The 9,971-nt window shown below is 71.5% G+C and carries 12 protein-coding genes and 1 pseudogene; 6 read left to right on the top strand and 7 right to left on the bottom strand.

Annotated elements, in window-relative coordinates; genetic code table 11:
- Positions 1-74: 74 nt before the first annotated feature.
- The 4 genes from AC5LSR_RS13565 to AC5LSR_RS13550 all read left to right on the top strand — a co-directional run bounded on the left by AC5LSR_RS13565 (position 75) and on the right by AC5LSR_RS13550 (position 2,571).
- A complete protein-coding gene (locus AC5LSR_RS13565; protein WP_250286443.1) occupies positions 75-854 on the top strand; it encodes a thioredoxin family protein in 780 nt (259 codons plus the stop codon).
- Between the two features lie 169 nt (positions 855-1,023).
- The gene (locus AC5LSR_RS13560; RefSeq protein WP_250286445.1) at positions 1,024-1,437 is read left to right on the top strand and encodes a DUF4395 domain-containing protein; all 414 of its coding nucleotides are present in this window, start codon (positions 1,024-1,026) and stop codon (positions 1,435-1,437) included.
- Positions 1,434-2,267 carry a sulfurtransferase gene (locus AC5LSR_RS13555; RefSeq protein ID WP_250286447.1) on the top strand — a complete coding sequence of 278 codons (834 nt, stop codon included), beginning with the start codon at positions 1,434-1,436 and terminating at the stop codon, positions 2,265-2,267. The genes AC5LSR_RS13560 and AC5LSR_RS13555 overlap by 4 nt, the downstream gene beginning before the upstream one ends.
- 4 nt (positions 2,268-2,271) lie before the next feature.
- A complete protein-coding gene (locus tag AC5LSR_RS13550; RefSeq protein WP_445548558.1) occupies positions 2,272-2,571 on the top strand; it encodes a DUF1416 domain-containing protein in 300 nt (99 codons plus the stop codon).
- Between the two features lie 161 nt (positions 2,572-2,732).
- Here the strand turns inward: AC5LSR_RS13550 and AC5LSR_RS13545 are convergent, their stop codons facing one another.
- A complete protein-coding gene (locus tag AC5LSR_RS13545; protein WP_250286453.1) occupies positions 2,733-2,957 on the bottom strand; it encodes a hypothetical protein in 225 nt (74 codons plus the stop codon).
- Between the two features lie 179 nt (positions 2,958-3,136).
- A complete protein-coding gene (locus AC5LSR_RS13540) occupies positions 3,137-3,499 on the bottom strand; it encodes a DsrE family protein (protein ID WP_250286450.1) in 363 nt (120 codons plus the stop codon).
- A gap of 416 nt (positions 3,500-3,915) precedes the next feature.
- On the opposite strand from AC5LSR_RS13540, the gene AC5LSR_RS13535 reads away from it, so the two are divergent.
- Positions 3,916-4,446, top strand: a complete 531-nt coding sequence (locus AC5LSR_RS13535) for a heme-binding beta-barrel domain-containing protein (RefSeq protein WP_250286455.1) — start codon at positions 3,916-3,918, stop codon at positions 4,444-4,446.
- 139 nt (positions 4,447-4,585) lie between these two features.
- Here the strand turns inward: AC5LSR_RS13535 and AC5LSR_RS13530 are convergent, their stop codons facing one another.
- Both AC5LSR_RS13530 and mshA read right to left on the bottom strand, forming a co-directional pair.
- A complete protein-coding gene (locus AC5LSR_RS13530; RefSeq protein ID WP_250286451.1) occupies positions 4,586-5,077 on the bottom strand; it encodes a type III secretion system chaperone family protein in 492 nt (163 codons plus the stop codon).
- Between the two features lie 94 nt (positions 5,078-5,171).
- On the bottom strand, positions 5,172-6,467 hold the full coding sequence (gene mshA / locus AC5LSR_RS13525; RefSeq protein ID WP_250292606.1) for a D-inositol-3-phosphate glycosyltransferase: 1,296 nt from the start codon (positions 6,465-6,467) through the stop codon (positions 5,172-5,174).
- A gap of 373 nt (positions 6,468-6,840) precedes the next feature.
- Between mshA and AC5LSR_RS13520 the strand changes: the two genes are divergently transcribed.
- Positions 6,841-7,872 (top strand): class I SAM-dependent methyltransferase, encoded by a 1,032-nt coding sequence (locus AC5LSR_RS13520; protein WP_493468523.1) that lies wholly within the window; start codon positions 6,841-6,843, stop codon positions 7,870-7,872.
- A gap of 35 nt (positions 7,873-7,907) precedes the next feature.
- Here the strand turns inward: AC5LSR_RS13520 and AC5LSR_RS13515 are convergent, their stop codons facing one another.
- From AC5LSR_RS13515 to AC5LSR_RS13505, 3 genes and pseudogenes are all read right to left on the bottom strand, one after another.
- Entirely contained in the window at positions 7,908-8,861 is a 954-nt protein-coding gene (locus tag AC5LSR_RS13515; protein WP_250281956.1) for an aldo/keto reductase, read from the bottom strand.
- A gap of 201 nt (positions 8,862-9,062) precedes the next feature.
- Positions 9,063-9,584 (bottom strand): hypothetical protein, encoded by a 522-nt coding sequence (locus tag AC5LSR_RS13510; protein WP_250281957.1) that lies wholly within the window; start codon positions 9,582-9,584, stop codon positions 9,063-9,065.
- Positions 9,585-9,636: 52 nt separating this feature from the next.
- Positions 9,637-9,971: pseudogene (locus tag AC5LSR_RS13505) on the bottom strand (hypothetical protein); the annotation flags it as partial.

Genomic DNA, 9,971 nt, shown 5'->3' with positions numbered 1-9,971 from the left:
GCAGTTCACCCCTACGCCCGCTCCCACGTCGCCGGCACCATCGCCGGTGCGCGGTGGGGGAATGAGGTGGATGGGTGGATGCGCTGCTCCCTGGCGTGACCGGTTTGTGGGTGCTGGTGGCCGCTGTTGGATGCGCTGTCGGGCTGGCTGTGCTTGTCCGGCTGCGGGACGGGCGGTTCCGGGTGGTCCGTCCGGGCCCGTCGGCACCGGCGGCGCCGGTCGTACCTGACGGGGCCGTGGCGGATGCCATCGCGACCGCCGCGGCCCAGCCGGTCGGCGGCGACGTGAGCGGCGGCGGCGACGTGAGCGACGGGGAGAACAACGACGGGGAGAACAAGGTGACGGACGGCGACGAAGCTCCGGCCGCCCCACACGGCCCGGCCCGTCCGGAGGATGCAGGCCCGGAGGATGCAGGCCCGGACGGGATCCGCCCGGACGAGGCGGGTTCGCTGGCCGCGGTGGACGCCGAACTCGTCGCGCTCGGGGTGGCCCCCGGGGCGCGGGCCACGTTGGTGCAGTTCTCCACCGCTTTCTGCGCGCCCTGCCGGGCGACCAGGCGGATCCTCGCGGACGTCGCGAGCGGCGTACCGGGCGTGCGGCATGTGGAGGTCGACGCGGAATCCCACCTCGAGCTGGTCCGGCGGCTGCGGATTCGGCGTACGCCGACCGTCCTCGTCCTTGACGCGCGGGCTCGCGAGGTCTGCCGGGCCAGCGGCGCCCCACCGGGGCGGGCGGCCGTTCTGGCGGCGCTGGAACTGGCGGTCGGTGAGCCGCGCGGGCGGGATCCGGCCGCGGCAGCGGACAATACCATGATCGATGTGTCCGACCGGCCTGATTGGCCGTCGGATCGATAACACATCCCTCATGTTCACTGCTACGGTCAGGGGGTTATGTTCTCCACTGAGCTCGTCCGGCGCCGCACGGTCGATCTGTGCCGTGTACGTAGCTCGCTGTGTCCATTTTCCTGATCTGTGCGTTGATGCCGTCCGCCGTCGGCGGACTCGCCTGTCAGGAGATGAGCTCGTGGTCGACCCAAGAGGTCCCAGGTTCAGTGCGGCGGTCACCAGCGCTGTCCTCGCGGTCGTGTTGCTGACCGCGAATGGCTGGTTGCTCCTCGCGCAGACCGTGGTATTTCTGACAGGTGCGCTGATCGGTGTCCGTCGTGCTCCGTACGGGGTGCTGTACCGCACGCTGGTCCAGCCTCGGCTGGGGCCACCCGCCGAGCTGGAGGACGAGCGGCCACCGCGTTTCGCGCAGGCGGTCGGGGCGGTGTTCGGCGTGCTGGGCACGGCCGGTTTTCTTGCCGACGTCGCCGCGTTGGGGTACGTGGCCACGGCGTTCGCGTTCGTCGCGGCGTTCCTGAATGCCTCGATCGGCTTCTGCCTCGGTTGCCAGATATATCTCGCCATACGTTCTGTGAAAGGAGCGCAAGCATGAGTCGCGCCAACGCGCTTGTCGATGCCGCCTGGGTCGACGCACATCTGAGTGATCCCAAGGTTGTCCTGGTCGAGGTCGACGAGGATGTCTCCGCATATGACAAGGGGCACATCCGCGGCGCGGTCCGGCTCGACTGGAAGTCGGAGCTGCAGGACCCGGTCATCCGCGACTTCGTCAACAAGGAGCAGTTCGAGAAGCTGCTGTCCGGCAAGGGCATCGCGAACGACGACACCGTCGTTCTCTACGGTGGCAACAACAACTGGTTCGCCGCCTACGCCTACTGGTATTTCAAGCTGTACGGGCACGGCGAGGTCCGGCTGCTCGACGGCGGCCGGAAGAAGTGGGAGCTCGACAGCCGCGAGCTGACCGAGGAGCTCCCGGACCGGCCGGCGGCCCAGTACGTCGCCAAGGACGCCCGCACCGACATCCGGGCCTTCCGGGACGAGGTCGTCGCCGCGATCGGCACGAGGAACCTGGTCGATGTCCGGTCGCCCGACGAGTTCGCCGGCCGGCTGCTCGCCCCGGCCCACCTTCCCCAGGAGCAGTCGCAGCGCGCCGGGCACATCCCCACCGCGAGGAACATCCCCTGGGCGAAGACCGCGAACGAGGACGGCACCTTCAAGTCGAACGAGGAACTGACCGCCCTGTACGCGCAGGCCGGGGTGGACCTGGGCAAGGACACCATCGCCTACTGCCGCATCGGCGAGCGCTCGGCCCACACCTGGTTCGCTCTCCACGAGCTGCTGGACCTGCCGAACGTCAAGAACTACGACGGGTCCTGGACCGAGTACGGTTCACTGGTCGGCGTCCCGATCGAGAAGGACGCCTGAGACCATGTGTGGCGCGCCCCGTGGCGGACCCTCGCTGGAAGGAATTGACGTGGCAAAGGAAACTGTCATCCAGGGCGTCGTACTGAAGGATGGTTCACCGGTCGCTTCGGGTTATGCCCGGCTGCTCGACGAGAGCGGCGACTTCACCGCGGAGGTTCCGCTGTCGGCGACCGGGCAGTTCCGTTTCTTCGCCCGGCCCGGCTCGTGGACCGTCCGGGCGCTCGTCCCGGGCGCGTCCGGCGAGCGGAAGGTCGTCGCCCGCCAGGGTGAGCCCGTCGACGCCGAGATCGAGGTCGCGGCCTAGGGAACCGGGGAATTCCACAGGGCGGGGCCTGGGGCCTCGCTGGTTTCCCGACCCGTCCCGGATGGGCCTTTTCGGGATCCGGAGAAATTCCGGACCTCCTGAAAAGGCCCATCTCCGTGTGCTGCGGACGGTGTTCCGGTACGGGGGTGGATTCGCGACGCTCAGGAACCGCCGGCCCGGGGCGTGGGAACGCCGTGGCACACGGGTACGGCCCGGGTGGGTACGGCGAACGACATCGGGCCGACGGTGTAGTTGCGCAGGTCGTTGTCGACCGCGAACAGCGCGGCGGAGCTCCGGTCCGGAAATGGTGCGACGACACGCCGGACCGTCCGCTGCGCGGTACCGTCGAACTGGACAACTGCGTACAGGACCTCGGATTCGTGCATCACACAACCACCAAACCGCATCCTCCCGGCGCCGTGAAGGAGCCGTGTCGTGTGCCGTGCGTGGTCCGCTGCCGCGAGAGCGGTTGCGGAGCTTGCGTACGGCGCCACGCACGGTCCTGCCGACCGGCTACTCACAGTCCCGCGGACGCCCGCGGAGCGCGGGACGTACCGGACGGCCGTCAGTAGACGAGAGCCCGCGCCCCGTCGGCGAGCACCTCGGAGACGAAGACCGCCGCGCCGGCGATGCGTATCCCGGGGAGCACGTCGTCGGGGCCGATGGACCGCCGCGCCGCGCACTGCGTGCACAGGGTCACGCGTCCGCCGGCCAGGACGGCGTCCAGCAGCCCGGTCAGTGGGGCCGACTCGGGCAGCGCGAACTCGGCGGCACGCCCGGGCAGGGCGAACCAGGCCGACTCGCCGGTGAGCCACAGGGAGACGTCCGCGCCGCTGGCGAGCCCGACCGCGGCGACCGTGAACGCCTGTGAGCACCGTTCCGGCGCGTCCGCGCCCGCGGTGGCCTTGATGACCAGTGAGGCTGTCATGGCTGTCAGTCTGTACCGGATGGTCCGTACCGGTTGGCCCGGCCCGTACCGGTGGCCCGGCCCGGCCCGTGCCGTGCCGGGCGGCTGCCGTGGTGGGACGCGGCCGCCCGGACAGGCCCGGCGCGCACCGCCGCGGGGCCCGCCCGCCGGTACCGGAAGGCCCCGCTCCGCGGGGCCAGGCGGCTTGGCCGATGTCACACAGCCACCGCCAGCGGGGCGGGAAGGGTGCGCTCACGGCTAAACTGGTCCCGTGCTGGAAATATTTTTCACCGCTTTGTTGATCTTTGTAGCGGTGCTCATCGGGTGGTTCTCCGTGTACGCGGTGTACAAGCTGTACTCGGGTCAGCGTTGAGCGTCCCGGTCGTGCCCGTACCCATGTCCGTACCCGGGCACGCCGTCGGCGGGTGGACGTGACCGTGCGGCCCGGGCCGGTGATCGACCTGCACCCGAGCCTGCTGCCGATCGCCTTCCTGCTGGGCACCTGGCGGGGCGAGGGCGTCGGCGGCTACGAGGGGATGGACGCCTTCCGCTACGGCCAGGAGATCGTCTTTTTCAGCACCGGGCGTCCCGCCCTGTCCTACACGTCCCACACCTGGTGGGTCGGTGAGCCCCGGGACGGGCGCAGCGAGGGCAGCCCGCTGGCGACCGAGACCGGTTTCTGGCGGGTGCAGCCCGCGGAGGGCGACGGGCCGCCCACCGTGGAGGTCATGCTCGCCCATCCCTTCGGGATCAGCGAGATCTACGTCGGGGACGTCGCCGGGACGCGGGTGGAGCTGCGTTCCAACGTTGTGATCAGGACGGCCACCGCGCGCCGGGTGGACCGCTCCCAGCGGCTGTACGGCTTCGTCGAAGGTGATCTTGCCTACGCCATCGACATGGCGGCCGAGGGCAAACCGTTGCAGTCGCACCTGTCCGCCCGGCTCCAGCGGGCACCGGCCGCTGGCTGACTGCCGCCTGCACGGCCCGTTCGGCCCGTTCGGCCCGTTCGGCGCGTCCGAGCGGTGCGAACTCGGGCTGGCCGGCCCGGCCGGGCCAGGTGGCCGAGCCGGCCGCGCGTTCGGGCCGGGCCGTCGGATGCCGGCCAGGTCAGGCGCGCATCCGGGAGGCCTCCTCGGCGGCGACCCGGGCGCGCCAGGCCTTCTCCCGCGCGATGGCGCCGGCGAACCCGAGAGCGACCGCCGGATCGAAGTTCTCGTCCGAATAGGTGCGGGTGCACCCGAGCAGCCGGTCGATCTCGTCGGCGGTGACCGCCGTGAGCGGAAGCTGGCCGGTCAGGTAGACGTCGCCGGCGAGATCCACCGAGAAGTGCACGCCGTAGGTCCTCGCGTTGCGCCCGAGCAGGAACGCGTACGTGCCCGCCTCGTTCTCGGCGGGCCGGCGCATGAAGAACGCCTCGATGAGCAGCGTGTGGTCCCCCACCACCAGCCAGGTCATCGTCCGCAGCCGGTGCTCGCCCTCCAGGGTGACGAGGAACGAGTCCTCGGTCACCCGTTCGTAGGGCAGGCCCAGCTCCGCCAGGGCGTCGTCGATCAGGCGGCCGAGGCGTGCCCGTTCGGCACTGTCGACAGGTACTGACACCGGTTCCCACCTCCACCATGATCCTCATCTGGATCGCTGCCGTGGCCACCGGAGACTTTCCAGGCCGCAGCCGGCCGCAGCCGGCCGCGCGGCGTCAGGCCGTTGCCGGGACGGTAACCGGTGTCGCAGCGTTACGGTAACCGGTGAGAACGCCGCGTGCCGTCACGGACCAGCCGAACTCCCCTGCCCGCCCGACCGCCCCGGCGGCCAGGCGCCGGCGCCGGCGTGGCTGGCCGACCACCTGGGCCAGGGCGTCGGCATAGGCGGCCGGGTCGCGTTCCGCCACCAGGATGCCGGAGACGTCGTGCTGGACCGCCGTCCGCAGCCCGCCGACCGCGGCCGCGACGACCGGCGTCCCACAGGCCTGGGCCTCCAGCGCGACCAGGCCGAAACTCTCGCTGTGGCTGGGCACCACGGCCACGCTCGCGGCCCGGTACCAGTCGGCGAGCTCCGGCTGCGGCACCGGGGGCTGCAACCGGACGATGTCGGAGATGCCGAGCTCGGCCGCGAGTTTCACGAGCGAGTCCGGACGGTCCAGGCCGGATCCGCTGGGACCGCCGACCACCGCGACGACCAGGCGGTCACGCAGCGCCGGTTCACGCGCCAGCAGGTGCGCGGTGGCGCGCAGCAGCATGTCGGGCGCCTTCAGCGGCTGGATACGCCCCACGAACAGCAGCAGCAGCGCGTCTGGCGGGACACCGACACGGCCGCGTGCCGCCGCCATGTCCCCGGGGCGGAACACCTCCAGGTCGACGCCGGGCGCCACCACGTCGACCAGCTCGGGGGCGGCGCCGTAGAGATCGACCAGGTGGCGCCGCTCGTCCTCGGTGGACGCGATCAGCAGGTTCGAGCGGTCGACGACGTCCTGCTCGCCGGCGATGCGGTGCGGTGGGTCAGGGCGGTCGCCGTCGGCGAGCGCGCCGTTCTTCACCTTCGCCAGCGTGTGGGCGGTGTGTACCAGCGGGACGGCCCACCTGCTCGCGACCGCGAGCCCGGCCTGGCCGGAAAGCCAGTAGTGCGAGTGGATGACGTCGAACCAGCCGGGCTCGTGCGCGGCCTCGACCCGCAGCACGGCCGCGGTGAAGGCGCACAGCCAGGCGGGCATGTCCTCCCTGCCGACGTCCTCGAACGGCCCGGCGGCGACATGACGTACCGTGACCCCCGGCGTGAGGGTGACCTTCGGCGGCATCCTGCTGCTGGTGGCGCGGGTGAAGATCTCCACTTCGGTGCCGAGCAGGGCCAGCTGCCGGGACAGCTCCACCACGTACACGTTCATGCCGCCGGCGTCGCCGGTACCCGGCTGCTCCAGCGGTGACGTGTGCATCGACAGCATGGCGACCCGACGAGGGAAGCCCGACCGGACCCGACGCACCAACCACCTCCACACCATCCGGACTCACCGACCATCGGACAGCCCGGTCCTGCGAACAACCGATCCAGGGGCCGCATGCCCGGCATCAGCCGCCCCGGGCGTGGCCGTCCGGCGCCGGACGGCCGCATCCACGGCTGCCTCTCAACAACGACAGGCAACCGAGGTTGCGGCCCGTAACCGGATACCGCCATCAGGTTCGCCGGCCCTGTCCTGCCGGCATCCGCCGTCGCGGTCCGTCATGGGCTCTCTTCTGACGGACACCCGGACTCATCCTGCCAGCGGCGCGGCGAACCGGCGATTGGGTGACAGGTGAGATTCACCGGTTTTTTCCGCATCCGGCTCCGGATGCCCGCGACAGGGGCGGCCGAGCCGGTTCTGCGATCGTGGACGCGTGTCAGGTACCTCCCCCACCGGCCGCCGCGAGCCGCGGCTGGCCGCGGGCCGCGCCAGAGCGCTGGGGCTCGCCACCCGTGGGACGACCGCTCCCAACCGCCTGCGCCGGGTCGACCGCTGGATCGTCGGGACACAGGCGGCCCGGTTACGTGCCACCGCCGGCCCGCTTGTCGTCGATCTCGGGTACGGCTCGTCGCCGGTCACCACGGTGGAGCTCTACCAGCGGCTGCGGCCCCTGCGGCCCGACGTCCGGGTCGTCGGGCTGGAGATCGACCGGGAGCGGGTCGCCGCGGCGGCCCCGGCCGCGCGCCCACCGGGGCTGGTTTTCGCCCGTGGCGGCTTCGAGTTCGCCGGGCTGCGCCCGGTGCTGGTCCGCGCGATGAACGTGCTGCGCCAGTACGAGGAGGCGGCGGTCGCCCCGGCCTGGGCGGCGATGCTCGAGCGCATCGCACCCGGCGGCCTGCTGGTCGAGGGCACCTGCGACGAGATCGGCCGGCGTGCCTGCTGGTTCGCTGCCGAGCGCCCGGCAGGGACGCCGATGCCGTCGGCGCCCGCCACAGCGCCCGCCGCAGCATCCGGGCCGCCCGCCAGGCGCGGACGGCCCACGGCAGCCGGCCCGCTCACGGGCCCCGGGCCGCCCGCCGGGACGCCGTGGCCGTGGCGCCAGGGCAGCACGCTCACCCTGGCCGCGCACCTGCCGAGCCTCGCGCGTCCGTCCGAGCTGGCCGAACGGCTGCCCAAGTCGTTGATCGCCCACAACGTCCCCGGCGAGGACGTGCACGCGCTGCTGGCCGCGTTCGACGACGCCTGGCGGCGCAGCGCGCCGCGGGCCGTGTTCGGGCCGCGGCAGCGCTGGACAGCCGCGGTCGAGTCCCTGCGGGCGGACGGCTGGCCCGTACGGGGCAGCCGTCCGCGATGGCGGCTGGGCGAGGTCACCTTTGCCTGGCCGCCGGTACGGACGGACGCGGACGCTGCCACCGCCGGCACCGCGGGCACCGCCCCTGGCGGCAGCGACGGACCCGGTGGGTGAGCGGTGGACGGGTGAGCGGTGGAGCGGCCCGCCGCTCAGGCGCCCGGCCGCCGGGACGGAGCGATCTTGTCGAGGACAGTGAGGTCGTCGGCGCGAGGCTGCCACTCGCCGGCCGCGACGTTCGCCCGAACCTGCTCCGCCGTCGTCGCCCCGGCGATCACGGAGGCTACCGCGGGCTGCGCGGCCAGGCCGCCGATCGCCACGTCCAGCAGCGAGCGGCCGCGTTCCCGGGCGAAGGTCTCCAGGGCCTCGACCTGGTCGAAGACCTCGTCGGTGAGCTCGTCCTGGCGGCCGGCCAGCCGGGTGCCGGGCGGGGGCTGCTCGTCCCGGAAGTACTTGCCGGTGAGGATGCCGCTCGCGAGCGGGAAGTACGGCAGAATGCCGATGCCGTACTTCTGCGCGGCCGGGACAAGTTCGGCCTCGATGCTCCGCTCCAGCAGGTTGTAGTGGTTCTGGGCCGAGATGAAGCGGGTCGTGCCGGAGGCGCGCGCGGTCCACTCGGCGTCGGCGACCTGCCAGGCCGCGAGGTTCGACGAACCCACGTAGCGGACCTTGCCCTCGCGCACTATCTCGTCGAGAGCGGCCAGCGTCTCCTCGACCGGGGTGAACGCGTCCGGGCTGTGCAGCTGGAAAAGATCTATATAGTCGGTCTGCAGCCGGCGCAGCGAGCCTTCCACGGCCTTGCGGATGTACCGGCGCGAGGCGCGGGCGTTGAAGTCGGGCCCGTACACCCCACCCATGTCGTTACCGAACTTGGTGGCGAGGACCACTTCGTCGCGCCGGGTCCGCAGGATATGGCCGAGCAGGGTCTCCGAACCACCCTTGTTGCCATATGTGTCCGCCGTGTCGAACAGGGTGATGCCGTTGTCGAGCGCGGCCGTGACGACGGCCCGGGTGCCCTCGAGGTCGACCCGTGAGCCGAAGTTGTTGCAGCCGAGGCCGACGACGGATACCAGTAGGCCGGAAGATCCCAGTGGGCGATATCTCATATCGTCAGTACAACACGACATACCATGAACCCCGGGCGTCAGGTACCGGGATTCGCCGCCCGTCATGATCACAGGACCGGGCCGGTGGCGTCTGGTTGTTTTTTTCGAGTGGTGGCGCAGTTGCCGTCGTGAGGCGGTCGAATGGCCGGGGCACGACCGGCCATTCGACCGTTCGCCTGTCCGGCCATTCGGCCGGTCGGGCTACTTGGACTTCGCGCTCTCGGAGCCGCTGTTCTCCTTGGCGCTGTCCGAGGACTTCGTCGTCTTCGTCGCCTTCGGCGCCTGGTCGGCCGAGGAGCGCACGGCCTTGGCCCGGTTGACCACGTTACGGGTCCGGGTCACGGCATCCTCGGTCGTCGGGCTCTGGCGGATGCGGGTAACGCGCTTCTCGCCGCGGTCGGCGAAGTTGCTGTAGAGCGTGCTCGCACGTCCCTGAAGGTCGGAAAGCTGGGCACTCACCGACGAGGGCAGGGAGGTGACAGCGGTCTGCACGTTGCCGGGGAGCCGCTGGGCCTGGGTGGAGAGGTCGTTGACCCGGCTGGAAAGCTTCTTGATCTCGCCGACGTAGACGGTGGGGATGCTCCGGATCTTCTCCACCGCGGCGTCCGCGGCACCCACATAGGCGTACAGGGGCTTGCGGACCTCCGACAGCGGGATCTTGACGTCGGCCGAGGCCTCGACGGTGTCGCCCGACTTGTCGGCGCTGGTTCGGATGGTGGCCATTGCTACCTCCAGTGTCGTGACTGTGACGTGGTCGCTGGATACTGTTCTGTTGTTACTTCGTTGATGACGAGGTGTCATCCGGCGGGTTGTGGGCGGTGGCCCCGTTGCTGGCAGCGGTGGTCCGGGTGGAGCGGCCGGTCTTCGCAGCGGCATCCCCGCTGGTCTTGCCGGTATCGCCGGTGGCCGCTGCCGTGCGTGGCCGTCGGGCCGCCGTTGTCCGCTTCGGGGCGGTGTCGGAGGTGCCGGGCGCGCGCGGGGCGGGGGTGGCCGCCGCCCGGGTGGCCCCGGTGGCCCGGCGGGTGGTGCCGGCCGGCTTCGTCTCGGCGGCCGTGCCCTCGGCGACCGAGGTCTCGGCGACCGGCGCGGAGCCGGCGGGCCCGGTGGACG

This window comes from Protofrankia sp. CiP1_Cm_nod4 (assembly GCF_982290645.1).
The sequence above is the reverse complement of the archived record's forward strand: the minus strand, read 5'-3'. Positions and strand labels throughout refer to the sequence as shown.

Coding starts and splice junctions, on each gene's coding strand:
- AC5LSR_RS13555 (WP_250286447.1), top strand. CDS start 1,434: ATGAGTCGCGCCAACGCGCTTGTCGATGCCGCCTGGGTCGACGCACAT.
- AC5LSR_RS13550 (WP_445548558.1), top strand. CDS start 2,272: ATGTGTGGCGCGCCCCGTGGCGGACCCTCGCTGGAAGGAATTGACGTG.
- AC5LSR_RS13545 (WP_250286453.1), bottom strand. CDS start 2,957: ATGCACGAATCCGAGGTCCTGTACGCAGTTGTCCAGTTCGACGGTACC.
- AC5LSR_RS13540 (WP_250286450.1), bottom strand. CDS start 3,499: ATGACAGCCTCACTGGTCATCAAGGCCACCGCGGGCGCGGACGCGCCG.
- mshA (WP_250292606.1), bottom strand. CDS start 6,467: ATGGTGTGGAGGTGGTTGGTGCGTCGGGTCCGGTCGGGCTTCCCTCGT.
- AC5LSR_RS13515 (WP_250281956.1), bottom strand. CDS start 8,861: ATGAGATATCGCCCACTGGGATCTTCCGGCCTACTGGTATCCGTCGTC.
- AC5LSR_RS13510 (WP_250281957.1), bottom strand. CDS start 9,584: ATGGCCACCATCCGAACCAGCGCCGACAAGTCGGGCGACACCGTCGAG.